The organism is Comamonas aquatica (assembly GCF_018064205.1).
Lineage (GTDB): Bacteria > Pseudomonadota > Gammaproteobacteria > Burkholderiales > Burkholderiaceae_C > Comamonas > Comamonas aquatica.
The window spans coordinates 3,419,674-3,445,245 of the sequence record NZ_CP072916.1 but is presented as its reverse complement, the minus strand read 5'-3'; the positions used below and the strand labels follow the sequence as shown (position 1 = coordinate 3,445,245).

The following is a 25,572-nucleotide window of genomic DNA, read 5'->3' as shown; positions in this document are numbered from 1 at the left end:
TCCCATGGAACCTGTGACCAATGCCACGGTGTATATCGTGGATGACGATGCGGATGTGCGTGACGCCCTGGCGTGGCTGCTGCGTTCGCGGCGCCTGTACAGCGAGAGCTTTGCCAGCGCCGAAGACTTTCTGTCCATGCTGGCCGAGCGCCCCGTGCCCCGCCATCCCCAGTGCCTGTTGCTGGACGTGCGCATGACGGGCATGACCGGCCTGTCGCTGTTCGACCTGCTCAAGCAGCGCGAGGGCCTGATCCAGACCGTGCCCGTGATCTTTCTGACCGGCCACGCCGATGTGCCGACCGCCGTGCAGACCGTCAAGCAGGGCGCCTTCGACTTCTGTGAAAAACCGTTTTCGGACAATGTGCTGGTCGACCGCATCGAGCAGGCGCTGCAGCAGTCGGCCCAGTACCTGGAGGCCACGGCCCTGCGCCATGTGCTGCTCAGCCGCCTGAGCGAGCTGACCGACCGCGAGCGCGGCGTGATGCAGCTGGTGGTCGAGGGCGTGCCCAACAAGCTGATTGCCGACCAGCTGGACATCAGCGTGCGCACGGTGGAAGTGCACCGCGCCCGCGTCTTCGACAAGATGCAGGTCAAATCGGCCGTGGAACTGGCCAACCTGCTGCGCGCGCACGGCCAGCTGTAACGCGGCCTGGGGCGCCCCCGCCATCAAAAAAGGCTCTGAAATCATTCAGAGCCTTTTTGCTGTCTGGCGCTTGTCTGTCAAGCGCCAATAGCTATGCTTTTTGGTGCGTTACTGCGCGCGCTCGCCGACAAAAATTTCCACGCGGCGGTTGCGGGCGCGGCCTTCGTTCGTGCTGTTGGAGGCAATCGGCTGGTAGGAGCCGCGGCCCTCGGTGTGGATGCGGCTGCCGCTGACGCCGCGCATCATCAGGTAGTCGCGCGTGCTGTTGGCACGGTTGAGCGACAGCGGGTTGTTGATGGCGTCCGAGCCGGTGCTGTCGGTGTGGCCGACGATGCGCACTTCGGCATTCGGGCTGGTGCGCAGGCCTTCGGCAAAGCGGTCCAGGATGGGGGCGAAGTTGGTCTTGATGTCGTAGCGGCCGGTGTCGAACGAGATGTCGCTGGGGATCTCCAGCTTCAACTGGTTGTCCGCGGTCTGCACCACGTTGACGCCGGTGCCCTGGGTGGCCGCCTGCATTTCCTGCTTGCGCTTTTCCTGGTTCTGCGACCAGATGTAGGTGCCAATGCCGCCCACGGCGGCGCCCGCCACGGCGCCGACACCGGCCTTGCCCCCGGTGGCCGCGCTGATGGCGGCGCCGGCGAGTGCGCCCACCCCGGTGCCGATGGCGGTGCGTTTTTGGGTGTCACTCATGCCCGAGGTGCCGTCCGCGGCACAGCCGGAGAGGATGAGGGCGGCCGCCACGGTGGCGGCCAGGGTCAGATTCTTGCGCATGGTTGTATTCCTTTTCATGGTGGCACGGCGGTGTCGCGCCGTGCGTGGGACCATTGTGTGAATCGCCATGGTCAGGTCTATCGGTCACACCTGATGCCGGGCGTAGGAATTTGCCCTCGCCGTGCGGCCTCAGTGCGGGTCGCGGGGCTCGTCCTGGGGGGGCAGTTCCCCCTTGCTGCGACCCTGGAACATGGTCCACCAGACAATGCCCAGCAAAATCACCAAAGCCAGCAAAGCTTCAAGCAAAATCAGGCCCATGACCGTATCTCTCCTGCTTCGTGTGTCGATGGCGCTGATTGTAGGCACCCTCGCCGCCTGCTCCTCCGGCCCCCGCGTCCCCCCTGCCACCTCCTCCCAAGACGGTCCGAGCACCAGTTTCCCCACGGGGGCGGTCATTGATACGGCCCCGCTGGGCCCGCCCTCGCAGCGCGCCAAGAGCCGTTGGCTGCCGGTGCGCTGGGCCGAGCTGCCGGGCTTTGACGACGATGCCCTGCACGAAGCCTGGAACGCCTGGCTGCGCAACTGCGAGCGGCCCCACGCCGCCCTGGCGGGCCTGTGCAAGGACGTGCGCCGCCTGAGCATTGCCAGCCCGGCCGAGCAGCGCCACTGGCTGCAGACGCAGCTGCAGCCGTACCGCGTGGAGTCGCTGGATGGCCGCTCGGAAGGCATGCTGACCTCGTACTACGAGCCCGAGATGGTCGGCTCGCGCGTGCGCACGGCCGAGTTCAACATCCCGCTGTACCGCACGCCGCAGAGCTTGGGCACACGCAAGCCCTGGTACACGCGCCAGCAGATCGAGACGTTGCCGGAGGCCCAGGCCGCGCTGGCCGGGCGCGAGATCGCCTGGCTGAACGACCCGGTCGAGGCCCTGGTGCTGCACATCCAGGGCTCGGGCCGGCTGCGCATCACCGAGCCCGATGGCAGCGTGCGCCAGATCCGTCTGGCGTATGCGGGCACCAACGACCAGCCCTACAAGAGCGTGGGCCGCTGGCTGCTGGACCGGGGCCTGATCACCGACGCCAGCTGGCCCGGCATCAGTGCCTGGATTGCTGCGAACCCGGGGCGGGTGCAGGAAATGCTGTGGAGCAACCCGCGCTATGTGTTCTTCAAGGAAGAGCCGCTGGAAGGCCTGGACGCGGCCTTCGGCCCCAAGGGCGCGCAGGGCGTGCCGCTGACGCCGGGGCGCTCCATCGCGGTGGACCGCGGCAGCATCCCCTATGGCACGCCGGTGTGGCTGTATTCCAAGGGCATGGAGGTGGAGTACAAGCGCCTGGTGATGGCGCAGGACACGGGCAGCGCCATCGTGGGCGCGGTGCGGGCCGACTATTTCATGGGCTGGGGCAAGAGCGCCGGGGATCTGGCCGGGCGCATCAAGCAGCCGCTGCGGCTGTGGGCGCTGTGGCCCAAGGGCCTGCCGGTGCCGCAGCAATAAACAGAGCGGCTGGCGCGCGTCTGCTGGCGCTTTCAAGGTGTTTTTTCTTTGAAAGCATGGTGGGATGAGCGCTGCCAGCTCTCATTTCTGCGAATCTTTCCCCCTCTGCACCCAGGCTGCTTCGGCAGCCTTTTATGTGCCGCGCCAGCGCGGCGCACGGCCATGCGCACCGCAGGAAGGTGGTCACGATGGCGCCGCAAGCGGCAAGCGGCAAGCGGCAAGCGGCAAGCAGGCAGGCGGGCAGGCGGGCAGGCGGGCAGGCACCGTACGAGCTTGCGGCCCCGCCGCGCAGCGCGGGTGGCGTTGGTGTCTTGCTGCGCCAGCAGGGGCGACCGGGCGTGCTTCAGTCGGTTTCGAAGAAGCGGCTCACGCGCGGCGGCTGGTCCAGCACGTGGAAGGCCAGCTTGCGCTCGCGCAGGGCCACGTCGGCGGCCGTGACGCGTTCAAAGCGGCGCAGGTGCTCGGTCCAGGACTCGTCCACGATCTGCTCCACATAGCGCTCGGGCTGTTCCATGCTGTGCAGCAGGCTCCAACCCACGGCGCCCTGGCGCAGGCGGCTGCGGCGGCTTTCCTGCATCAGCGTGCGAAAGCGTTTGGCCTTGGCCGGGTTGATGCGGTATTCAATCTGCACCACCACGCGGCCGCTTTCGGGCTGGTCGTGCGTGGGCGGTGTCCAGGCCTTGGAGGGGCTCAGGTCTTCCAGCGCCTGGCGCTCGGTCACCAGGCGCTGCACCAGCAGCATCACCAGCACGCCGGTGGCCGCGGCGCACAGCAGGCTGGTGGGCACGCTGGTCAGCGAGGCCACCTTGCCCCACAGCGCCGCGCCGATGGCCGTGCCGCCCATGATGGACATCTGGTAGGCAGCCATGCCGCGCGCGCGCACCCAGTTGGGCAGGGCCATCTGGGCCTTCACGCCCAGGCTGTTGGCTGTGGAGATCAGCGCCATGCCTGCGACCATCATGCAGGCGATGGCCAGCAGCAGGTGCGGCACCAGGGCGATGCCCACGGTGGCCAGCGCCATGGTGCAGGTGCCGACGATGACCAGCTTCTCGCCCAGCGCCTGGCGCAGGCGCGGCAGGAACATGGCGCTGACGATGGCGCCCGCGCCCATGGAGGCCAGCAGGATGGTGAAGGTGCCGGCGCCGCCGACGAAGTGCCCCTCGAAGCGCTGGGCCGTCAGCGGCAGCAGCGCCATGATGGCCGTGGACATGAAGAAGAAGGCCACGGTGCGCGCGATCACGGCGCGCATGCGCGGCGATTCCTTGACGAACTGCAGGCCCACGCGCATGGCGCTGTGCAGGCGCTCGCGGCCCAGCGGGTTCTCGGGCTGGTGGCGCTTCCAGCGCACCAGCACGATGCCCGAGATGATGGACAGCACGGCATTCAGCACAAACACCCAGGCGCTGCCCAGGCTGGCGATGATGCCGCCGGCCACCAGCGGGCCGATGATGCGCGAGGCGTTCATGGCCACGCCGTTGAGGGCCATGGCCGAGGGCAGGTGGGACTTGCTGACCATCTCCGGCAGCAGGGCCGAGAACACCGGCCAGCGCATGGCCGTGCCGATGCCGTTGGCAAACGTGAGGGCCAGCAGCAGCGGCGCCGTCATCCAGCCCATGGCCACGGTGATGCACAGCAGCACCGCCACCGTGGCCACCAGGAATTGCGTGGCAATCACGTAGCGGCGGCGGTCCAGGATGTCGGCCAGCGCGCCGCTGGGCAGGCCCAGCAAAAAGACCGGCAGCGTGGAGGCCGTCTGCACCAGGGCCACCAGCACCGGCGAGGTGGTCAGCGAGGTCATCATCCAGGCCGCGGCCACATCGTTCATCCACATGCAGATATTGGCCGCCAGCGTGACGCCCCAGAGCATGCGGAAGCTGGGCGAGGCCGCCAGCGGCGCCCAGGTGGACACGGGCTTGCTGGCCTGCGTGCTGGGCGTGGCACCCGGTTCTTCAAGAATCCGCCCCGGCTGGGGCGTGTGTGACGGAGGGGCTTGGTGGTCTGGCATCACCGGCGATTGTCGCGGCAGCGGCATTTTCTTGCAGTCCAGGTTTGGACAGGGTCCAAGCCCTGGGGCGCTATAGCCCGGAGGGGACGGGGGGCATTGGCCAGACGGGGCTGGCCTTGACCTCGCCCAGCGAAAAGCTGGTGTGCATGTCCTTCACGTTCGGCAGGTTCAGCAGCACGCGGCGCGTGAACTGCGAAAAGCTCTCCAGGTCCTTGGCCACCACCTGCAACTCGAACATGCCCTTGCCGCTGATGTAGTGGCAGGTCACCACCTCCGGGATGGCGCGGATGGCCTCTTCCATTTCACGCGTGCGGGCGCCGGAGCTGATTTCCGCATCGATGCGCACAAAGGCCAGCACGCCCAGGCCGATCTTGTGGCGATCGATGGCGGCGTGGTAGCCCAGGATGTAGCCGGCCGCCTCCAGTGCCCGCACGCGGCGCCAGCAGGGGGCGGCGGACAGGCCGACGCGCTGCGCCAGCTCGGCGTTGGTGAGGCGTCCGTCGGCCTGCAGGTGGGTCAGGATGGCCAGGTCAAATTTGTCCAATTGATTCACGTTAACCCTTGTTTGAGAAAGATTCTTGCTCAATACTGGATTTGGAGGGCAAAAAAAGCAATCACTTACCTGAACGGGACTTCTACACTTGATTCACGTCATCGACACAGACACAAGAAGAGGCCGGTCCTGAGCCAGGCCTCACACCAGGAGACACAGATGAAGGCCCCACGCAATGACGTCGCGCTGCGCGCGCACGCCCCCGCCCGTTTTGGCGACCTCTGGCACCACGGTGCACACCCCTGCGCAGGAGGTGTGCAATGAACGCCCCGCTGGACGACGTCACCCGCCGGGCGCTGGAAAGCATCACGCTCGATGACAAATACACCCTGGAGCGCGGCCGCGCCTTCATGAGTGGCGTGCAGGCCCTGGTGCGCCTGCCCATGCTGCAGCGCCAGCGCGATGCCAAGCACGGCCTGAACACCGCCGGTTTCATCAGCGGCTACCGGGGCTCGCCACTGGGCACCTACGACCAGTCGCTGTGGGCGGCCAAAAAGCACCTGGAGGCCCAGCACATCGTCTTCCAGCCCGGCGTCAACGAGGAACTGGCCGCCACGGCCGTCTGGGGCACGCAGCAGCTGGACCTGTACCCGCAGACCAAGAAATACGACGGCGTGTTCGGCATCTGGTACGGCAAGGGCCCGGGCGTGGACCGCTGCTCCGACGTGTTCAAGCACGCCAACATGGCAGGCACGGCCCAGCATGGCGGCGTGATCGCGATTGCGGGCGACGACCACATCAGCAAGTCGTCCACCGCCGCCCACCAGAGCGACCACATCTTCAAGGCCTGCGGCACGCCGGTGTTCTTCCCCAGCAATGTGCAGGACATCCTGGACATGGGGCTGCACGCCTTCGCCATGAGCCGCTTCTCGGGCCTGTGGTCGGGCATGAAAACCATCCAGGAGGTGGTGGAGTCCTCGGCCAGCATTGCCGTCGATCCGGACCGCGTGAACATCGTCCTGCCCGAAGACTTCCAGATGCCACCCGGTGGCCTGCACATCCGCTGGCCCGATGCGCCGCTGGAGCAGGAAGCGCGGCTCATGGACTACAAGTGGTACGCCGCGCTGGCCTATGTGCGCGCCAACAAGCTGAACTACAACGTGGTGCAGGGCGCCAACGACCGCTTTGGCCTGATCGCCAGCGGCAAGGCCTACAACGACATGCGCCAGGCCCTGGTCGACCTGGGGCTGGACGATGCTGTCTGCCGCCAGCTGGGCATCCGCGTGCACAAGGTGAACGTGGTCTGGCCGCTGGAGGCGTCGATCACCCGCGACTTCGCCCAGGGCCTGCAGGAAATCCTGGTGGTCGAGGAAAAGCGCCAGGTCATCGAATACCAGCTCAAGGAAGAGCTCTACAACTGGCGGCCCGACGTGCGCCCCAACGTGCTGGGCAAGTTCGACGAGCAGCCCGGCGAAGATTCCGGTGGCGAATGGAGCATGCCCAACCCCAGCCAGAACTGGCTGTTGCGCCCCAAGGCCGACCTGACGCCGGCCATCATTGCCCAGGCCATCGCCAAGCGCCTGAAGAAGCTGGGCGTGCCGGCCGACATCGAGGCGCGCATGGAGCAGCGCCTGGCCGTGATCGCCGCGCGCGAGCGGGCCCTGGCCGAGCTGCCCGCCGGCGGCAATGACCGCACGCCCTGGTTCTGCAGCGGCTGCCCGCACAACACCAGCACCCGCGTGCCCGAAGGTTCGCGCGCCGTGGCCGGCATTGGCTGCCACTACATGACCACCTGGATGCCCGACCGCAACACCAGCACCTTCACGCAGATGGGCGGCGAGGGCGTGACCTGGGTCGGCCAGTCGCCCTTCACCCAGGAAGCGCATGTGTTTGCCAACCTGGGCGACGGCACCTACTTCCACAGCGGGCTGCTGGCCATCCGGCAGAGCATTGCGGCCGGGGTGAACATCACCTACAAGATCCTGTACAACGACGCCGTGGCCATGACCGGCGGCCAGACCGTGGGCGAGCGGCCCGAGGGCCACTCCGTGGCGCAGATCGCGCACAGCCTGCGCGCCGAGGGCGTGGTCAAGCTGGTGGTGGTGACCGACGACCCCAGCAAATACCATGGCCGCACGCACCACATCGACGCCAACCCGGCGCGCGCCCAGCACCAGGAGCTGATCAACGACCTGCCCGCCGGCATCGAGGTCTTCCACCGCGACGAGCTGGACCGCATCCAGCGCGAGTTCCGCGCCATCCCCGGTTGCACGGCCATCATCTACGACCAGACCTGCGCCACCGAAAAGCGCCGCCGCCGCAAGCGCGGCACCTTGGCCACGCCGGACAAGACCGTGGTTATCAACGAGCTGGTCTGCGAGGGCTGCGGCGACTGTTCGGTGCAGTCCAACTGCCTGTCGGTGGAACCCGTGGAAACCCCGTTCGGGCGCAAGCGCCGCATCAACCAGAACACCTGCAACAAGGACTATTCCTGCGTCAACGGCTTCTGCCCCAGCTTCGTCACCGTCGAGGGCGGGACCTTGAAGAAGCCCAAGAAGGAAAAGAAGGGCGATCTGTCGTCCCTGCCCGCCATCCCCGAACCCCAGTTGCCCAAGGCCCACACCGCCTGGGGCATCGTGGTCGGCGGTGTCGGCGGCACCGGCGTGATCACCATTGGCTCCCTGCTGGGCATGGCCGCGCACCTGGAGGGCAAGGGCGTGATCACGCAGGACGCCGGGGGGCTGGCGCAAAAGGGCGGCGCCACCTGGAGCCACATCCAGATCGCCAACCGCCCCGAGGCCATCTACACCACCAAGGTCGACATGGCCAAGGCCGACCTGGTGATCGGCTGCGACCCCATCGTGGCGGCCAACAAGGCCTCGCTGGCGGTCATGCAAAACGGCCGCACCTTCGTGGCGCTGAACAGCCATGGCACGCCCACGGCGGCGTTCGTGCACAACCCCGACTGGCAGTTCCCCGGTGGCAGCTGCGAGGCGGCGATCGCCGGGGCCGTGGGCCCGGGTCTGGTCGGCTGCTTTGACGCCGAGCAGGCCGCCGTGCAGCTGCTGGGCGACAGCATCTACACCAACCCGCTGATGCTGGGCTATGCCTGGCAAAAGGGCCGGGTGCCACTGACCCGCGCTGCGCTGATGCGCGCCATGGAGCTCAACGGCGTGCAGGTGGCGAACAACCAGGCCGCTTTCGAGTGGGGACGCCGCTGCGCCCACAACCTGGCTGAGGTCGAGGCCCTGTACCGCACGGCCCAGGTCATCCAGTTCGTGAAGAAGACCGGCCTGCAGGAGCTGGTGGCCCAGCGCGAGCAGTTCCTGACGGGCTACCAGAACGCGGCCTATGCGGCGCAGTACCGCAGCTTCGTGGACCAGGTGCAGGCGGCGGAAGGGCGGCTGGGCAGCTCCACCCGGCTGACCGAGGCCGTGGCCCGCTACCTGTTCAAGCTGATGGCGTACAAGGACGAGTACGAGGTGGCACGCCTGCACACCGACCCGGCCTTCACCGCCAAGATCGCCGACATGTTCGACGGTGACTACAAGCTGGTGCACCACCTGGCGCCCCCGCTGTCGGCCGCCAAGGACGCCCAGGGCCACCTGGTGAAAAAGTCCTACCAGCCCTGGATCCGCAGCGCGTTCGGCGTGCTGGCCAAGCTCAAGGGGCTGCGTGGCACCCCGCTGGACCTGTTTGGCCGCACGGCCGAGCGCCGGACCGAGCGGGCGCTGATCGTCGAGTACCGCGACTGCATCATGCAGCTGCTGCCGCAGTTGACGGCCGACAAGCTGGAGCTGGCGGTGCAGATTGCGCGCATCCCCGAGGACATCCGCGGCTACGGCCACGTGAAGGAGCGCCACCTGGTGGCCGCGCGCAGCAAATGGCAGGGGCTGATGCAGCAGTGGCAAGCCCCGCAGCCCGGCGCCCAGCACCGGGCCTGAAACGGGTGGGGCGCGGGGGGCACCGTGCCCCGTCCGGCGGACGGCGGCGTGGCCGTGCCGGCTGAAAATATTTAAACCATAGCTGCTCACGCATGCTGGATGCGCGTCAGAGCACGATTTGGCTTGAAAAACCCGGGCCGGCAAACACCGGCCCGGACTCAGGTTTAGCCCCGGCGGCTCCCAAGGCGCACGCATACAATGCTTCGTTGACTTGTGCTCGGCTATGCTGTAGCGCTTGGCAGGCCGGATGGCCTGTTCTTTTTTTGACCCATTCCGCTTTGGAGTTCGTCCGTGTTTATTTCCTCTGCCTTTGCCCAAACCGCCCCTGCTGCTGCCGCTGGTGGCGGTGACATGATGTCCTCGCTGACCGGCATGCTGCCCCTGGTGCTGATGTTCGTGGTGCTGTACTTCGTGATGATCCGTCCCCAGATGAAGCGCCAGAAGGAACACCGCTCCATGGTGGAAGCCTTGGCCAAGGGCGACGAAGTGGCCACCGCCGGTGGCATCCTGGGCCGCGTGGTGGACCTGGACGAGCAGTTCCTGTTCATCGAGATCGCGTCTGGCGTGAAGGTGCAGATCCAGCGCAGCGCCGTGGTGCAGGTGCTGCCCAAGGGCTCTGTCAAGTAATCAGCCGCATTCGCTGATCGAGTGGGCCGGTGGGCTTTCCCAGGCATGCCGCGCCCTGTTTCCTGCGTGAGAGATAGAGCGCGATCATGAACCGATACCCGGTCTGGAAGTACGCGATCCTTGTGGTCGCGCTACTCATTGGGGTGATCTACACCCTGCCCAATTTCTTCGGCGAGGCCCCTGCGGTGCAGGTGTCCTCGGCCAAATCCACCGTCAAGGTCGACGAGGGCGTGCTGGCCCGCGTGCAAAGCGCGCTGCAGGCGGCCTCGCTGTCGCCCGACATCCTGAGCCTGGAAGGCACGTCCGTGCGCGCGCGCTTCAACACGCCGGACGAACAGCTCAAGGCCAAGGACGTGATCGAGCGTGCGCTGATCACCGACGCCTCCGACCCCACCTACATCGTGGCGCTGAACCTGGTGTCGCGTTCGCCGCAGTGGCTGTCGTCCCTGGGCGCACACCCCATGTACCTGGGCCTGGACTTGCGCGGTGGCGTGCACTTCATGCTGCAGGTGGACATGCAGGCCGCGCTGACCAAGCGTGCCGATTCGCTGGCCGGTGACCTGCGCACCATGATGCGCGACAAGAACATCCGCCACGGCGGCATCAACCGCGATGGCCAGGCGATCGAGATCCGCCTGCGCGACGAAGCCAGCATGACGGCGGCCCGCAACCTGATTGCGGACCAGTTCCCGGACCTGCAAGTGGCCGAAGCCAGCACCGGCGCCGATGGCCGCCTGCGCGCCACCATCAAGCCCGAATCCCTGCGCAAGGTGCAGGAGCAGGCGCTCAAGCAGAACATCACCACGCTGCACAACCGGATCAACGAGCTGGGCGTGGCCGAGCCCGTGATCCAGCAGCAGGGCCTGGACCGCATCGTGGTCCAGCTGCCGGGCGTGCAGGACACGGCCAAGGCCAAGGACATCCTGGGCCGCACTGCCACCCTGGAGCTGCGCCTGGTCGACGAATCCACCGAGGGCCGCGCCGCCGAGATGGGCTCGGGCAACGTGCCGTTTGGCTCCGAGCGCTACCTGGACCGCAACGGCAACGCCGTGATCGTCAAGAAGCAGGTCATCCTGACCGGCGAGAACCTGACCGACGCCCAGCCCGGCTTCGACAGCCAGACCCAGGAGCCCACGGTGAACCTGGTGCTGGACGCCAAGGGCGCCCGCATCTTCAAGGACATCACGCGCGAGAACATCAACAAGCGCATGGCCATCATCCTGTTCGAAAAGGGCAAGGGCGAGGTCGTGACGGCACCGGTGATCCGCTCGGAAATCGGTGGCGGCCGCGTGCAGATCTCGGGCCGCATGACCACCGTGGAAGCCAATGACACCTCGCTGCTGCTGCGTGCGGGTTCGCTGGCAGCGCCCATGGAAATCATCGAGGAATACACCATCGGTCCCAGCCTGGGTGCCGAGAACATCGACCGTGGCATCAACTCGGTGGTCTGGGGCTTCATCGCCATCGCCATCTTCATGTGCATCTACTACCACCTGTTCGGGGTGTTCTCCACCGTGGCGCTGGGGGTGAACGTGTTGCTGCTGATGGCCATCCTGTCCATGCTGCAGGCCACGCTGACGCTGCCCGGCATTGCCGCGATGGCGCTGGCGATTGGTGTGGCGATCGACTCCAACGTGCTGATCAACGAGCGCATCCGCGAAGAGCTGCGCTCGGGCATGTCGCCGCAGGCGGCGATCCACGCCGGCTATGACCGTGCCTGGGCCACCATCCTGGACTCGAACCTGACCACCCTGATCGTGGGCCTGGCCCTGCTGGCCTTCGGCTCCGGCGCGGTGCGCGGCTTTGCCGTGGTGCACTGCATCGGCATCGCCACCAGCATGTTCTCGGCCGTGTTCTTCTCGCGCGGCCTGGTGAACCTGTGGTACGGCCGCCAGAAGAAGCTCAAGAGCGTGTCCATCGGCACCATCTGGCGCCCTGACGGCTCGGCCGTCGAAGAAGCGAAGTAAAGGAGGAAGACATGGAACTCTTCCGTATCCGCAAAGACATTCCGTTCATGAAGCACGCGTTGGTGCTCAACGCGATCTCCATCGTCACTTTCGTGCTGGCGGTGTTTTTCCTGGTGACCAAGGGGCTGCACCTGTCCGTGGAATTCACCGGTGGCACGGTCATGGAGGTGGCGTACAGCCAGCCTGCCGACCTGGAGAAGGTGCGCAACACCATCCAGGCCAAGGGCTACACCGACGTGACGGTGCAGAACTTCGGGACGGCGCGCGACGTGATGATCCGCATGCCTGTGCAAAAGGGCGTGACCTCGGCCCAGCAGAGCGAGCAGGTCATGGCGGCGCTGAAGGCCGAGGACCCCGAGGTGACCCTGCGTCGTACCGAGTTCGTCGGCCCGTCCGTGGGCGAGGAACTGGTGACCAACGGTTTGCTGGCCCTGGGCGTGGTGATGCTGGGCATCATCGTCTACTTGGCCTTCCGCTTCGAGTGGAAGTTCGGCGTGGCCGCCGCATTCGCCAACTTCCACGACGTGGTGATCATCCTTGGCTTCTTCGCGTTCTTCCAGTGGGAGTTCTCGCTGCCCGTGCTGGCCGGCGTGCTGGCGGTGCTGGGTTACTCGGTCAACGAGTCGGTGGTGGTGTTCGACCGGATCCGCGAAACCTTCCGCAAGCAGCGCAAGATGGACACCAAGGCCGTGATCAACCACGCCATCACCTCCACCATGAGCCGGACCATCATCACCCACGCGTCGACCGAAGCCATGGTGCTGGCCATGTTCTTCTTTGGGGGGCCCAGCCTGCACTACTTCTCGCTGGCGCTGACCATCGGCATCTTGTTCGGTATCTATTCGTCCATCTTCGTGGGCGCCGCCATCGTGATGTGGCTGGGCGTCAAGCGCGAAGACCTGGTCAAGCCGACCAAGCAGGAGCAGGATCCGAACGACCCCAACGCTGGGGCCGTGGTCTGACCCCGCGGCGGCCCACCGGTCGTCGGCAGCAAAAAGGCACCCCAGGGTGCCTTTTTTCATGGCCGCGTCAGCCGTGCGCCGTGCGCTGAAACAGCCCGCCGGGCAGGCGGGACAGCCAGCCCTCCAGTTCCAGTTCCAGCAACTGGGCCTGCAACTCGGCCGCCCCCCAGCCGGTGCGGGCGGACAAGGCATCCAGGCCGATGGGGTCGTAGCCCATGGCCTGCAGCAGCAGGGACTCTGCGGCCGCTGGGGGGCGGGTCGTGGCATCGCTCGCTGCTGGGGGCCGCTGGCTGCTGGGGCCCTGCAGTTCCTCCAGGATGTCCTGCGCGCAGGTGACCAGCTTGGCGCCCTGCTGGATCAGGGCATGGTAGCCGCGGGACTGTGGGGCGTGGATGGAGCCCGGAATGGCAAACACCTCCCGCCCTTGCTCGGAGGCGGTGCGAGCCGTGATCAGCGAGCCGGATGCCAGCGCCGCCTCAACCACCAGGGTGCCGCAGGACAGCCCCGAGATGATGCGGTTGCGCTTGGGGAAGTTGCTGGCAATCGGCGGCGTGCCCAGCGGGAACTCGCTGAGCATGAGTCCGTGCGCGGCAATCTGGTGGGCCAGCTGCTTGTGCTGGCGCGGGTAGACCCGGTCCACCCCGGTGCCGACGACGGCGATGGTCGGCACTTCCGTGGTGTCGGCGGCCAGGGCTCCGGCGTGCGCGGCGGCGTCGATGCCCAGGGCCATGCCCGAGACGATGCACCAGCCCATGTCGGCTAGGCTGTGGGCAAACTGCCGGGCGTTGTCAGCCCCCTGGGGCGTGGGGTTGCGGGAGCCAACCATCGCCAGGCTGCGGGCGCTGTGTGTCAATGGCTGTGGCCGCTGCAGCCAGCGTGCCGGCCCGGTCACATACAGCATCAACGGGGGATCGGCAATGTGCAGCAGGCTGTCCGGGTAGCGGACGTCACCCAGTGTGACCAGGGCGTGGCTGCAACCCTCAGCGGCCCCCTGCAGCCACTGCCAAGTGGTGGACAGGGCCTGGGCAAATTCTTCGGGCGCATGGCGCAGCTGGGCGGCCTGGGCCAGGCTGACGCAGTCCTGCAGCTCGGCGACCGAGGCATGGAAGATGGCGGGTGCGGAGCCGAAACGTGCCAGCAGGCGGCGTGCGGCCGCGTTACCCACGCCGGGCGTGAGGGACAGGCGCAGCCAGGCTTCCAGCTCCGGGTGTTCCAGGGGCGGAAGCGCGGCGGCCATGGGCATCACTGCGGAGAGATCAGTCGATCACCGATTTGAACGCCGTGCTGGATGTCCATGATGAGGACGTAGGACACACGGTCGAAGCTGCGGAACACCATGGCCAGCCCGTTTTCCTCGTCGGGCAGCTTGACGGTGGCGCGTTGCGGGTCGGTCTTGTCGACCATGGTCTGGCCCTGGGTCATCAGCGACAGCACCATGCCGGGAACCACCCCGTCCTGGGTGCCCTTGTTGATGGCCACCACCTGGTGCTGGGTGCCGTAGCGCACGGCGGTGCTGCTGTACAGCGAGGCCACGTGGGCGGTCACCGGCTCCTTGGGGGCGTGCGGAACAAAGCTGAGGTACTGGCGGGGCGGCTCGGGCAGCAGGCGGTCACCGGCCAGGATTTCTTCCTTGATCCTGGTGATGTGCACGCTGGCCGGCAGGGTGGGGCTGCGCTGGGCCTTGTCGGGTGCGGGCGGGGCCGGGGTCTCGCTGCGCTCCAGTTCGGCCTGGCCCAGGTACTGGGCTTCGTAGCCCAGGATTTCCTTGGTGATCGGGTCGCGCACGGGCGTGGCCTGGCGGAACAGACGGTAGCTGCGTGACGTGCCGGGGCTGTGCAGCAAGGGGGCGTCGACCGGGCCGCGGGCATAGGCCCGATCCCCGGGCGAGAGCATGATGCGTTCGTTGTCGCCGGCGATGATGCGGGGTGCACGTTGCAGCGTATCGGTGTCGACGACCAGAGGCTCGCTCAGGAACGGCTCGATCAGGTGCATCTGCAGTGTGGGCAGAGCCAGGTCGGACAGGCTCTCGCTGCGCACCCGGGGGGTCAGCTTCACGGTGGGGGTGCCGGTGCCGCGCGTGCTGCTCAGGCGGGCGTAGCCCCCGGATTTCTCCAGGTACAGCACCTGGCCGGGGTAGATCAGGTGCGGGTTGGCAATCGCCTGCAGGTTCATGCCCCACAGCTCCGGCCAGCGCCAGGGCTGGCGCAGGTACAGCCCGGCAATGCGCCACAGCGTGTCGCCGGACTGCACGGTGTAGCTGTCGGGGGCATTCGGGTTCAGCGCGGCCAGGGGCACGCCTTGCTGCGCCACTTGCTGGGCGGTGGCGCGCTGCGCCGCGGTGACCGGAAAGGAGGGCTGGGCCTGTGCCGCAGTCGTGGCACCGCAAAGCAGGGTCCCAATGGCCCAGACCCACGTGGTGGCAGTTCCCTTCATGTTTCTTCCCTCTCCTTGGTGTAGGCTTTTGGCTGCTGTGCAACGAATCATCCTGGCAGATTCTCATTCCAAGGCCTTGATTGGGCAATGCATATCGGTGCCAGGGGCTGCGTCATTTCGTGAAAGTGGCGAAAATAGCGACAAATTTTCTGAACTTGCCATGGCCTTACTTCCGATTCTTTGCTTCCCCGATCCCCGCCTGCACAAGGTCGCCCAACCTGTGAAGCAGGTGGACGCGCGCATCCGCAAGCAGATCGAGGACATGTTTGAGACCATGTATGACGCCAACGGCATCGGTCTGGCGGCCACGCAGGTGGATTTCCACGAGCGCCTGATCGTCATCGATGTCTCGCAGGACCGCGACCAGCCCCTGGTGCTGATCAATCCGGAGCTGGTCTGGGCCAGCGACGACAAGCAGGTGGGCGAGGAAGGCTGCCTGTCCGTGCCCGGCATTTACGACGGTGTGGAGCGCTCCACGGCCGTCAAGGTGCGGGCCCTGGACGAAAACGGCAACAGCCGCGAGATCGAGGCCGAAGGCCTGCTGGCCATCTGCATCCAGCACGAGATGGACCACCTGATGGGCAAGGTGTTCGTGGAATACCTGTCGCCCCTCAAGCGCAACCGCATCAAGACCAAGCTGGTCAAGATGCAGAAGCAGGCGGCCCACTGATGACGGCGCGCCCAGGGCAGGCCCAAGGGTGGCGCTGGGCGTGGGTGGTGGCCGGCTGCATGGCCTTGTCCGCGTGCATGGTGCCGCAGTGGCAAAAGCCCGGCACCCCGGCCGCGCAGATTGCGCAGGGCATGGGGGCGCCGCAGATCCAGGTGCCCCTGGCCGATGGCGGCGAGCGCTGGGTCTACAGCTTCCAGCCTGCGGGCCAGCAGGTCTACCACATGGTGATGGATGGGCAGCAGCGCCTGCTGCGCGTGGAGCAGGTGCTGCAGGAGGCCTATTTCCAGCGTTTGCGCGTGGGGGTGGACGACCGCCAGAGCGTGCGGGATTTCTTTGGACGCCCTGCGCTGGTCGAGGGCGTCGCCAACTTCAAAGGCGATATCTGGACCTACCGGATTCGCGAAAATGGCATTGACCGCCAGGCGCACGTGTTCCTCGATCCGCAGGGTGTGGTGCGCCGCGTCATGTTCACCGACGAGCGGCGCCTGGACGACGATACGCGCCCTTGAAGACTCCGCCTGCGGCACCGGTGGTCGGCCCGGCAGCGCGGCAACTGGCAGTTTTGCCTTGGATGGAACGCATGAGAGTGATTTTTGCTGGCACGCCCGATTTTGCGCGGGTGGCGCTGGAACGCCTGCTGCAGGCAGGTTTTGAGGTCCCGCTGGTGCTGACCCAGCCCGACCGCCCCGCAGGCCGCGGCATGAAGCTGCAGGCCTCGCCCGTCAAGCAGTGCGCCCAGGCGCACGGCATTCCCGTGGCACAGCCCCTGAGCCTGCGCCTGGACGGCAAATACCCCGAGGACGCCGCCGCCGCGCGCCAGGCCCTGCTGGAGGCCCGCGCCGATGTGATGGTGGTGGCCGCGTACGGCCTGATCTTGCCGCAGTGGGTGCTGGACCTGCCCCCCCGCGGCTGCCTGAACATCCACGCCTCGCTGCTGCCGCGCTGGCGCGGGGCGGCGCCCATCCACCGCGCCATTGAGGCCGGTGATGCCGAGACCGGTGTGACCATCATGCAGATGGACATCGGCCTGGACACCGGTGACATGTGCCTGATCGAGCGCCTGCCGATCACCGCCAGCGACACCACGGCCAGCCTGCACGACAAGCTGGCCGACCTGGGGGGGCGCATGATCGTCGAGGCGCTGGAGATGAGCGCCTGCGGCGGCCTGCCGCGCACCCCCCAGCCGGCCGAGGGCGTGACCTATGCCCACAAGATCGAGAAAGCCGAAAGCTGGATGGACTGGCGCCTGTCGGCCGACGCACTGGGCCGCCGCCTGCGCGCCTTCAACCCCTTCCCGGGGGGCGCCACGCAAGCGGGCGACGAGGTCATCAAGCTGTGGGCGGCCGTGCCCCAGGCCTATGCCGGATCGGCCCTGCCGGGCACCGTGCTGGCCGCGGACGCCGACGGCGTGGTGGTCGCCTGCGGCCAGGGGGCCCTGTGCCTGACGCAACTGCAGCGCGCGGGCGGCAAGCGCTTGCCGGCGGCGGATTTCCTGCGCGGCTTTGAGCTGCCCGTGGGCGCGGTGCTGACCCAGCCTGCCGACGCCTGAACATGTCGGTGCATTCCATGAGACAGCGCGTGCAGGGGATTGCGCGCGATCCGGCCTATCGCCAGGGTGTGCAGGCCGTGCTGGCCACCATGCTGGGGATTGCCGCCTGGGGCCTGGTGACGGGCGTGGCCATGGTCAAGAGCGGCATGTCGGTGCCGCTGGCGATCTTCATGTCGCTGATCGTCTACGCCGGCAGCGCCCAGCTGGCGGTGCTGCCGCTGATGGTGGTGGGCGCGCCGCTGTGGGTGGTGTGGTTCACGGCCATCTGCGTGAACCTGCGCTTCGTCATCCTGAGCAGCATGTGGCGCCACTATTTCAGCCACCTGCGCCGCGCGCACCGCTTGGCGCTGGGCTACTTCAGCGGGGACGTGATCTTCGTGGCCTTCAGCCAGCGGTTCAGCACCCCGGAGAAAACGCCGGAGCAGCTGCCCTTCTTCTGGGGCGCGGCCACGGTCAACTGGCTGTCGTGGCAGATCGCCTCGATTGCCGGCATCCTGCTGGCGCATGCCATCCCGCTGGAGTGGGGCCTGGGCTTTGCCGGCGTGCTGGCGCTGCTGGGCGTGCTGTACTCCATGCTCAAGGACGCGGCCACCTGGATGGCCTGCGTGGTGGCCTGCGGCGCGGCCGTGGCGGCGTTTGCGCTGCCGCTGAAGCTCAACATCCTGGTGGCGATTGCCGCGGCCGTGACGGCCGGGCTGTTGATGGAGGCGGCCGAGCGCCGCGCCCAGCGCCTGCGCCTGCGCCCGCAGCCGGCCATCCGCCCGCCCGACCCCGCACGGGGCGAAAAGCACCCGGTGATGCCCTTGCACGGGCATGCCGACACCAAGGAGCCGCGATGAGCACCGCTGTGATGACGGGCTGGGAGCCTTGGCTGGCCTCCGTCGGCCTGGCGCTGGTGACCCTGGTCACGCGCGCCTTCTTCATGATTCCCGAGCGCGAAGTGCCCATGCCCGAATGGTTCAAGCGCGGGCTCAAGTACGCGCCGCTGGCGGCGCTGGCGGCGGTGATCGCGCCCGAGTTGGTGATGCAGCAGGGCGCCCTCATCACCAGCCTGGCCGATGCCCGCCTGCCGGCCGCACTGTGCGCCACCGCCTACTTCTGGTGGCAGCGCGGCATCCTGGGCACCATCGTGATCGGCATGGCCGTGTACCTGCCGCTGCACATTGGCTGGGGCTGGTAGCTGTTGCTTTAGAAAAAAGAGCTGCCAGCGCGCGTCCATCCAACGTTTCGATGTTGAAAGCCTTGCAAATGACTGCAGGGCGCGCGCAGGCAGCTATACCTTTTAAGTCCGCCCATCGACGGCACGCTCGGCATAGCGCGTGAAGCGCCAGGCCTGGCCTTCGACGGTGATGCGCCGCCACACGGCACGTTTGGCGTACGGGCTCAGCCCGGGCCACAGCTGCACCTCGGCAAAGCTGCGGCCACAGCCCTTGCACTGGTCATCGCCCTGGCTGGTCGAGCAGATCGCGATGCAGGGCGTGTCCGGCTGCGTGTCGTACCAGGCCAGCCAAGCCTGCAGCGCGGCGTCGGGCAGGTCCTCAATGGCAATCGCTGTGGTTTTGGCGCAAATCATGCCGGCATACACCTCGGCGAGGTGGGTGGTGGCCGGCGCCAGTGCCGAGCCGGTGCCCGCAGGGCTGCGATCGCGCCAGTAATTGATGGCGGCTTCCAGGTCCGTGATGTGAATGCTTTCCATGACGGCGACAGCGTACGCCAGGCACAGGCCGCCCGCTGGCGGCATCCGCAAAATCCACATGCACATTTGTGCCCACAGGACTTTGACTTGTGTTTAAATTGCGGGCTTCAAAGGGGAGTAGCTCCCTGCTGGGAAGCGCAATTCTGCCGCTCCCCGGCAGATTGACAGGTCGTCAGTACGAAGCCCATGGCTTCCGGCTTGTCAGGCAAGGTTCTGCGGGAACTTGCGGGCAAGACCTTTGGGCGACTGACTACATATGGTCTCCCAAGAAGCTCCCACAGTGCCCGGGCATTCCGCCGGGGTGACTCCCGCTTCTCTTTGGTGAGCCATGCGTAACAACTGCCGCATGGCGCTTGCGCTCGTGCGGTCTTCTACAGAGGTTTTATATGGATTTGGATTTCCTGACCCATGCCCCTTTCTGGATTGCGCTGGGGCAAATCATCATCATCGACATCCTGCTGGGTGGCGACAACGCGGTCGTGATCGCGCTGGCCTGCCGCAAGCTGCCCCCTGAGCAGCGCCGCAAGGGCATCATCTACGGCACGGCCGGTGCCATCGTGCTGCGCGTCATCCTGATCGCGTTCGCCATGGTGCTGCTGCAGCTGCCGTTCCTGAAGGTGGTGGGTGCGCTGCTGCTGGTGTGGATCGGCATGAAGCTGATTGCCCCCGAAGAGGAAAGCCACGACAACATCGAAGGCAGCGACAAGCTGTTCGCCGCCATCAAGACCATCATCGTGGCCGACCTGGTGATGTCCGTGGACAACGTGATCGCCATCGCCGGCGCGGCCCAGAGCTCGGGCGAGCACCAGCTGCTGCTGATCATCCTGGGCCTGCTGATCTCGATCCCGATCATCGTGTGGGGTTCGCAGCTGGTCATCAAGCTGATGGAGCGTTACCCGCTGATCATCGTCGCCGGCGGCATGCTGCTGGGCTGGATTGCCGGCGGCATGCTGGTGACCGACCCGCTGTTCGTGAACCCCGACCAGTGGACCTGGGCGCCCAAGCTGCTGGACTACAACGCTGAAACCAAGATGGCCGTGTTCAACGCGTCCATGCCCATCTACTGGGTGGCCCACGTGGGTGGCGCACTGCTGGTGCTGGCCATCGGCAAGATGGTGGCGGCCAAGCAGAAGAAGTCTGAAGCGGCCCACTAAGCCCTGTGATCGGCCGGCAGCCCCCGTGTGCGGGCTGCTGGGCAGATCCCCGCAGCCCTGCTGGTGGCGGCAAATGGAACCTCAGGCCCATTTGTGAGTCCCAGCAGGGTTGTTTTTTCTTTACGAAGTCACCAAGGAGGGGTGCATGGACACCATCATCGTCTACGTAGATGACGCAGAGTACGCCAAACCATTGCTGCAGGCCATGGCCCAGGCACCGGGTGCTGACCGCCGCCACTGCGTGCTGGTGGCATGCGCGCCCCGCATCACGCACCGCGTCAGCCGCTTTGTCAGCAACCGCGCGCGCGAGAACTGGCGCAACAAGTGGGCCGACAAGCTGTTCGAAGCCTGTGCGCCCGCGCTGGCCCAGGGCAGTGGCCTGCAGGTCAGCACGATGCTGGCGCGTGGACCGCTGCCGGACGTGCTGGCCCAGCTGCAAGCCGAGCATGGCACGGCCGCACAGGTGGTGGACCTGCGCCGTCCCAAGCTGGAAGTGGCCGCCCCCAAGGCCGAGGCGCCGATGCTGCGCAAACTGGCCGGCACCCTGGCCGGCATTGGCGCGCTGTGGAGCGTGCTGATCGGCGAGACACTGGCGGCTTAAGCCCGCTGCGCCCAGGTGCTAGCCCGGGATGCCGTGATGGCATCGCCGGGCTTTTTTGTCGCCGGGCCGAGCCCCGTCAAAGCGGCTGCTTGGGGCCTGGGATCGCGCGCCAACAGCTGCACGGGGCGGCTGGCGCATGCCCAGGGTCCAGGCCTTGGGCGCGCACCATGCTGCTATGCTGTGGCGCATGAAACTCTTGCTCAAATGGTTGTTGAATGCCGGGGCCCTGCTCCTGGTGGCGGCGGTGTTCAGTGGCGTGCAAGTGGAAAGCTATGCCTCTGCCCTGTGGGCCGTGGTGGTGATCAGCCTGCTGAACACCCTGGTGCGGCCCTTGTTGGTGTTGCTGACCTTGCCGGTGACCTTGCTGACCGTGGGCCTGTTCCTTTTTGTCATCAACGGGCTGATGCTGTGGGCGGCCTCGGGCTTGCTGGGCGGGCTGCACGTGGCGGGCTTCTGGGCTGCCGTGTGGGGGGCGATTCTCTACTCCCTGCTGGGCATGGCCATCGACTCACTTCTCGCGCGCCTGTTCCCGCAATAAGGCCTCCACGGCACGCAGGCGCGTGTCGATGATCGAGACCTCGATGTAGTCGGCGGCGCCCTGGCTGCGTCGTGCGACATCCTGGCCGGCTTTGAAGCGGTCCACGGCCGCCGCGTAGTCGTAATGCGCCGCATGGGCTTCGGCTTCCGCACGGATGGCACGCAGCGTCTGGTGCTGCGCCTGCCAGGCCTGCGACAGCAGGCGCCAGGCGGCAGCATCGTGCGGGTGTGTGACCACCCAGGTCTGCAGGCGTTCCGCCACGGGCTGGGCCTGCCCGGTGGCCAGCAAGGCCTGGCCGGCCAGCAGCAGTTGAGGGCGTGGCACATCGCCCCGCAGGTTGGTATCACCCAGGGCGCGCATGGCCGCCTGGGGCTGCTGTGCAGCCAGCTCCAGCTCAGCACCCAGCCATCGCACCTGTTGCTGCGCCGCACGGTCACCCTGGGCTTGCGCATGGCGGCCCAACTGGGCCCAGGCCTGGCGCGCGGCTTCCCAGTCTTTGAGCTGGATCTGGCTCAGGGCCGCCGCGTACAGCTGTCCGGCTTGGTCAATCGCCGACAGTTGGGCGAATTCCGGCATCTGGGGCTGGCGGCTCCATTGGCGCAGCTTGTCTGTGCCTGGGCGGCTGAGCACCCGTGCGCGCGCCGCCATCATCGCGTGTTCCATGGTCGGCTGTGCCGCCTGCTGCTGGCCGTGCGGGATGCGCGCCTGCATGTCGGCAATGCGCTCGGTGGTCAGGGGGTGGCTGCGCAGATAGGGCCAGCTGCCGTTGTCGTTCAGGCGGCTGGCGTACTGCAGCTTCTCAAACATGCTGACAGCCCCCTGGGGGGCAAATCCGGCGGGTGCCAGCAGGCTGGAGCCAATGCGGTCGGCCTCGCGCTCCATGTCGCGGGAGAAGCCCAGCTGGTTCTGGATGGCGGCCGCCTGACCACCGACGATCATCGCATTGGCCGCGTCGGGGCTTTTGCTGGCGGCCAGGGCGCCCAGGATCATGCCGGCAATCAACAGCGGGGTGCTCTTCTTTTCCTCGCCGATCATGCGTGCAATGTGGCGCTGGGTGACGTGCGTCAGCTCGTGGGCCATGACCGAGGCCAGCTCATCGCGGCTGGTGACGGCGCCAATCAAGCCCAGGTGCACCCCAAGGTAGCCGCCGGGCAGCGCAAAGGCGTTGATGCTTTTGTCCCGGCCCAGCAGAACCTGCCAGGCAAAGCGCTCCTGTAGCTCCTGCGACATGTCGCCGCGGTCTTTGGAGGCCTGTACCAGGGGCAGCCAGATGTCCATCACATAGGCGTGCAGCTGGAGGTCGTCGATGTAGTCCGGGTCACGGTACAGCGAGCGGATGATGCGATCGCCCAGGCGGCGCTCCTCGCTGGTGGTGATGTCAGCGCCATCGCCCATGTTGGGGAGTGCCAATTGGGCTGACGCCGTGGGAAGGTGCAGCAAAGGGGTGGCGAGGGCCAGCACCAGCAGGGCATGGCGCAGGGCAGGCGTTGCCCGGCGAGAAAACGGAAATGTCATTGGCGATGTAAAGGCACAAGGCCGTCTGAGGCGGGGACAGACTCTTATGATGCCTGCATTGCGCCACCGTTCCCAGCTTTACCTGCCAATCTGGCAGCGGAGCGCGTGGACTTCGTGCGCGGTGCAGGCCTTGCGAGGCGCGGCACCCAAGATCCATCCCCTCTTCAGCGTCTGCCTGTATGCGCTGTTTCCGCTGAGGATGGTTTTTATGAACCCTGGACCCCTCCGAGCTATGAACCCCGACCAGCACCCCAACCAAGGCCTGACCCACTTTGATGCCCATGGCCAGGCGCACATGGTGGACGTAGGTGGAAAAAGCACAACCCACCGCATTGCCGTGGCCGAAGGGCGCATCGTGATGCAGCCCGCCACCTTGGCCATCATCCAGAGCGGCACGGCCAAGAAGGGGGACGTGCTGGGCATTGCCCGGGTTGCCAGCATCATGGCGGCCAAGCAGACCAGCCACCTCATTCCCCTGTGCCACCCCCTGGCACTGACCCGTGTGGCGGTGGATTTTGAGGTTTTGTCCGATCTGAACACCGTGCGCTGCACTGCCACTGTGGAAACCCACGGCCAAACCGGCGTGGAGATGGAAGCCTTGACAGCCGTCCAAATCGCCCTGCTCACGATTTACGACATGTGCAAGGCGGTGGACAAGGGCATGGTGATGGAGGGTGTCAAAGTGCTGGAGAAGCGGGGGGGGAAGTCCAGTGACTTTGGAGTACGTTGATAAACGTCTCTGCTTTAATCGGTGCCTGCTTGGTGCTATTGAGGAGTTGGGTGCATACGCGGCATTAATAAGTAATGCCCCCTATAGGGGGCATTACTCTGGTCGCCGAAATAGCCTTCGTAAAAAATTAGCGGCAGCTTGCGGGCTTGTATTTAGAGTTTAGTGTGCCTCCGCAAGACCAAACAATTGCAGAGGTCGGAACCGTGCCGGCTGCGAGGGGGGAAGCAGGGACAGCTGCTACAGCTCCAGAGCCACCATTACAACCAGGGGAGCCAGCAGCACAATCCGTTGTGCCATCAGCAAGCTTTCCAGGGACTGCGGCAACCGCATCAGAGCCCCCAGAAGCCGGCGTCAGGGTGAGTGTATTTGCGTTCGCGGTTCCGCCTGCTTTGTCTTTCAGGACTGCGGTGACTACGCCTGTGGTCGCGTTAATTGTCACTGATTGAATGGCTGCGGTAGGATTTGGTGCAGCCCAGCCTGCCCCGAGATCCGATGCGCCGTTTACTGCGTTTTCGGCCACGGTGACCTTTGCGCCTGACATTAGGCTCAAAGCTTCGCTGGCGCGGGCACGAACCATGTAATCTTGATAAGCAGGCAACGCGACTGCGGCCAGGATACCGACGATCGCCACCACGATCATCAGTTCGATCAGGGTGAAACCCTGTTGCATCGTACGCTTCATGAAAAGCTCCTTGGAGTGAAGAAAAATGAAATCCGCAGGACTTGGTGCAATTGGCGTGCCAGCAAGCGATGGTCGGGAAATGGGGCGGTAGCCCGTGCTTTTGAAAAATTTGCTTGCAATTTGGCGTGAAATGTCACTTCTTTGGGGTGGTCTGCGTCTGGAGGGTGACGTTTTTGTCATGCAGTTATGTGTCTATTGAAAAGATAGCTGTCTGCGCACATCGAGCAAGCTTTTAAAGCACCCATCGCGTTGCATTCCTTTTGCAAATTGAGGAGCCTGCTCTACTTTTTAATTCAATCGGATGCTGTTGGCCGGGTCGTTGCGCCAACTACTCTGTAGCGCGCACCCATGAAAAAAGCGCCCGAAGGCGCTTGGTGGGACTGAGGGGGCTGGTGGCCACTCAGGCGGCTTGGCTGCTTTGGCGGGTTTGCATCCACTTGCCCACGGCGACCACCAGCAGGGCGCCGGCGGCGGCTGCGGCGTAGTGCAGCCAGGGGTGGGCCAGGGTGTAGCCGTGCAGCAGGTTGTCGTTGACGATGGTCTCGCCGCCGACCCAGCCGATCAGGGCGGCGCCCAGGGTGATGATCACGGGGAAGCGTTCCATCAGCTTGATCATCAGGGTGGAGCCGAAGATCACCAGCGGGATGGAAATGGCCAGGCCGAGGACCAGCAGCACCATGTTGCCCTGGGCGGTGGCGGCGACGGCGATCACGTTGTCCAGGCTCATGACCAAGTCGGCGATCAGGATGGTGCGGATGGCGGCCACCATGGATCCATGGCCCTTGGCTTCGCCTTCTTCGTCTTCACCACCGCTGAGCAGCTGGTAGCCGATCCACAGCAGCAGCACGCCGCCGATGACCTGCAGGAACGACAGTTCCAGCAGCTTGGCGGCCACGATGGTCAGCACGATGCGCAGCACCACGGCGGCGCCGGAGCCGAACATGATGGCTTTTTTCTGTTGGGCGGGAGGCAGCGAGCGGGCGGCCAGGGCGATGACGACGGCGTTGTCGCCGGAGAGGATGATGTTGATCCAGACGATCTTCACCAGGCCGATCCAGAAGTCGGCGCTATTGAGAAACTCCATTTTTACTCCACTGTTATGAATTGAAAACGCCAGCCTGCGTGCGCAGACCGGCGTTTCTTGTTGGAAGTGGGCAGTT

At 66.1% G+C, this 25,572-nt stretch carries 25 protein-coding genes; 15 read left to right on the top strand and 10 right to left on the bottom strand.

Going from position 1 to position 25,572, the window contains the following annotated elements; genetic code table 11:
• Positions 1-4 precede the first annotated feature (4 nt).
• Entirely contained in the window at positions 5-643 is a 639-nt protein-coding gene (locus tag KAQ61_RS16205; RefSeq protein ID WP_210929821.1) for a response regulator transcription factor, read from the top strand.
• Positions 644-751: 108 nt separating this feature from the next.
• Here KAQ61_RS16205 and KAQ61_RS16200 read toward each other — a convergent pair whose 3' ends face one another.
• Both KAQ61_RS16200 and KAQ61_RS18990 read right to left on the bottom strand, forming a co-directional pair.
• Complete coding sequence (locus KAQ61_RS16200; protein ID WP_043378535.1) at positions 752-1,414, bottom strand: YiaD family glycine zipper/OmpA-like lipoprotein; 663 nt, start codon at positions 1,412-1,414, stop codon at positions 752-754.
• A gap of 129 nt (positions 1,415-1,543) precedes the next feature.
• A complete protein-coding gene (locus tag KAQ61_RS18990) occupies positions 1,544-1,672 on the bottom strand; it encodes a hypothetical protein (protein WP_255446749.1) in 129 nt (42 codons plus the stop codon).
• On the opposite strand from KAQ61_RS18990, the gene mltA reads away from it, so the two are divergent.
• The gene (gene mltA / locus KAQ61_RS16195) at positions 1,620-2,846 is read left to right on the top strand and encodes a murein transglycosylase A (RefSeq protein ID WP_244982920.1); all 1,227 of its coding nucleotides are present in this window, start codon (positions 1,620-1,622) and stop codon (positions 2,844-2,846) included. The genes KAQ61_RS18990 and mltA overlap by 53 nt on opposite strands.
• 343 nt (positions 2,847-3,189) lie before the next feature.
• Here the strand turns inward: mltA and KAQ61_RS16190 are convergent, their stop codons facing one another.
• Together KAQ61_RS16190 and KAQ61_RS16185 are read right to left on the bottom strand one after the other, a co-directional pair.
• Positions 3,190-4,878, bottom strand: a complete 1,689-nt coding sequence (locus KAQ61_RS16190) for an MFS transporter (protein WP_210929819.1) — start codon at positions 4,876-4,878, stop codon at positions 3,190-3,192.
• A 43-nt stretch (positions 4,879-4,921) separates the two neighbouring features.
• On the bottom strand, positions 4,922-5,404 hold the full coding sequence (locus KAQ61_RS16185) for an Lrp/AsnC family transcriptional regulator (RefSeq protein WP_042418590.1): 483 nt from the start codon (positions 5,402-5,404) through the stop codon (positions 4,922-4,924).
• A gap of 260 nt (positions 5,405-5,664) precedes the next feature.
• Here KAQ61_RS16185 and KAQ61_RS16180 point away from each other — a divergent pair, with 260 nt between their 5' ends.
• The 4 genes from KAQ61_RS16180 (at position 5,665) to secF (ending at position 12,844) form a co-directional block, all read left to right on the top strand.
• Entirely contained in the window at positions 5,665-9,288 is a 3,624-nt protein-coding gene (locus tag KAQ61_RS16180) for an indolepyruvate ferredoxin oxidoreductase family protein (protein ID WP_210929818.1), read from the top strand.
• A 291-nt stretch (positions 9,289-9,579) separates the two neighbouring features.
• Positions 9,580-9,915 carry a preprotein translocase subunit YajC gene (gene yajC / locus KAQ61_RS16175; RefSeq protein WP_042418583.1) on the top strand — a complete coding sequence of 112 codons (336 nt, stop codon included), beginning with the start codon at positions 9,580-9,582 and terminating at the stop codon, positions 9,913-9,915.
• Between the two features lie 86 nt (positions 9,916-10,001).
• Complete coding sequence (secD, locus tag KAQ61_RS16170; RefSeq protein WP_210929817.1) at positions 10,002-11,882, top strand: protein translocase subunit SecD; 1,881 nt, start codon at positions 10,002-10,004, stop codon at positions 11,880-11,882.
• An 11-nt stretch (positions 11,883-11,893) separates the two neighbouring features.
• Entirely contained in the window at positions 11,894-12,844 is a 951-nt protein-coding gene (secF, locus tag KAQ61_RS16165) for a protein translocase subunit SecF (RefSeq protein ID WP_043378545.1), read from the top strand.
• A 67-nt stretch (positions 12,845-12,911) separates the two neighbouring features.
• On the opposite strand, the gene dprA is transcribed toward secF, so the two are convergent.
• The gene (gene dprA, locus KAQ61_RS16160; RefSeq protein ID WP_210931958.1) at positions 12,912-14,060 is read right to left on the bottom strand and encodes a DNA-processing protein DprA; all 1,149 of its coding nucleotides are present in this window, start codon (positions 14,058-14,060) and stop codon (positions 12,912-12,914) included.
• A 26-nt stretch (positions 14,061-14,086) separates the two neighbouring features.
• Entirely contained in the window at positions 14,087-15,277 is a 1,191-nt protein-coding gene (locus KAQ61_RS16155) for a LysM peptidoglycan-binding domain-containing protein (protein ID WP_210929816.1), read from the bottom strand.
• Positions 15,278-15,437: 160 nt separating this feature from the next.
• Here KAQ61_RS16155 and def point away from each other — a divergent pair, with 160 nt between their 5' ends.
• The 5 genes from def to KAQ61_RS16130 all read left to right on the top strand — a co-directional run bounded on the left by def (position 15,438) and on the right by KAQ61_RS16130 (position 18,676).
• Positions 15,438-15,947, top strand: a complete 510-nt coding sequence (gene def, locus KAQ61_RS16150) for a peptide deformylase (protein WP_043378551.1) — start codon at positions 15,438-15,440, stop codon at positions 15,945-15,947.
• Entirely contained in the window at positions 15,947-16,456 is a 510-nt protein-coding gene (locus KAQ61_RS16145) for a hypothetical protein (RefSeq protein ID WP_210929815.1), read from the top strand. The genes def and KAQ61_RS16145 overlap by 1 nt, the downstream gene beginning before the upstream one ends.
• 71 nt (positions 16,457-16,527) lie before the next feature.
• Positions 16,528-17,496, top strand: coding sequence for a methionyl-tRNA formyltransferase (gene fmt, locus KAQ61_RS16140; RefSeq protein WP_210929814.1), 969 nt, complete (start codon positions 16,528-16,530; stop codon positions 17,494-17,496).
• A gap of 2 nt (positions 17,497-17,498) precedes the next feature.
• A complete protein-coding gene (locus tag KAQ61_RS16135) occupies positions 17,499-18,335 on the top strand; it encodes an AzlC family ABC transporter permease (RefSeq protein WP_210929813.1) in 837 nt (278 codons plus the stop codon).
• On the top strand, positions 18,332-18,676 hold the full coding sequence (locus KAQ61_RS16130; RefSeq protein ID WP_225890643.1) for an AzlD domain-containing protein: 345 nt from the start codon (positions 18,332-18,334) through the stop codon (positions 18,674-18,676). Before KAQ61_RS16135 ends, KAQ61_RS16130 begins: the two co-directional genes overlap by 4 nt.
• Before the next feature lie 102 nt (positions 18,677-18,778).
• Here KAQ61_RS16130 and KAQ61_RS16125 read toward each other — a convergent pair whose 3' ends face one another.
• The gene (locus tag KAQ61_RS16125; protein WP_210929812.1) at positions 18,779-19,192 is read right to left on the bottom strand and encodes a DUF3717 domain-containing protein; all 414 of its coding nucleotides are present in this window, start codon (positions 19,190-19,192) and stop codon (positions 18,779-18,781) included.
• Positions 19,193-19,578: 386 nt separating this feature from the next.
• On the opposite strand from KAQ61_RS16125, the gene KAQ61_RS16120 reads away from it, so the two are divergent.
• From KAQ61_RS16120 to KAQ61_RS16110, 3 genes are all read left to right on the top strand, one after another.
• Positions 19,579-20,346, top strand: a complete 768-nt coding sequence (locus tag KAQ61_RS16120; RefSeq protein ID WP_042418560.1) for a TerC family protein — start codon at positions 19,579-19,581, stop codon at positions 20,344-20,346.
• A 145-nt stretch (positions 20,347-20,491) separates the two neighbouring features.
• Complete coding sequence (locus KAQ61_RS16115) at positions 20,492-20,947, top strand: hypothetical protein (RefSeq protein WP_210929811.1); 456 nt, start codon at positions 20,492-20,494, stop codon at positions 20,945-20,947.
• 187 nt (positions 20,948-21,134) lie between these two features.
• A complete protein-coding gene (locus KAQ61_RS16110; protein WP_043378824.1) occupies positions 21,135-21,485 on the top strand; it encodes a phage holin family protein in 351 nt (116 codons plus the stop codon).
• Here the strand turns inward: KAQ61_RS16110 and KAQ61_RS16105 are convergent.
• Positions 21,456-23,000, bottom strand: coding sequence for a M48 family metalloprotease (locus KAQ61_RS16105; protein ID WP_210929810.1), 1,545 nt, complete (start codon positions 22,998-23,000; stop codon positions 21,456-21,458). The genes KAQ61_RS16110 and KAQ61_RS16105 overlap by 30 nt on opposite strands.
• Positions 23,001-23,208: 208 nt before the next feature.
• On the opposite strand from KAQ61_RS16105, the gene moaC reads away from it, so the two are divergent.
• Positions 23,209-23,730, top strand: coding sequence for a cyclic pyranopterin monophosphate synthase MoaC (moaC, locus tag KAQ61_RS16100; RefSeq protein WP_244982918.1), 522 nt, complete (start codon positions 23,209-23,211; stop codon positions 23,728-23,730).
• 127 nt (positions 23,731-23,857) lie between these two features.
• Here the strand turns inward: moaC and KAQ61_RS16095 are convergent, their stop codons facing one another.
• Together KAQ61_RS16095 and KAQ61_RS16090 are read right to left on the bottom strand one after the other, a co-directional pair.
• Complete coding sequence (locus KAQ61_RS16095; protein WP_210929809.1) at positions 23,858-24,412, bottom strand: pilin; 555 nt, start codon at positions 24,410-24,412, stop codon at positions 23,858-23,860.
• 400 nt (positions 24,413-24,812) lie between these two features.
• A complete protein-coding gene (locus KAQ61_RS16090) occupies positions 24,813-25,496 on the bottom strand; it encodes a TerC family protein (RefSeq protein ID WP_210929808.1) in 684 nt (227 codons plus the stop codon).
• Positions 25,497-25,572 lie beyond the last annotated feature (76 nt).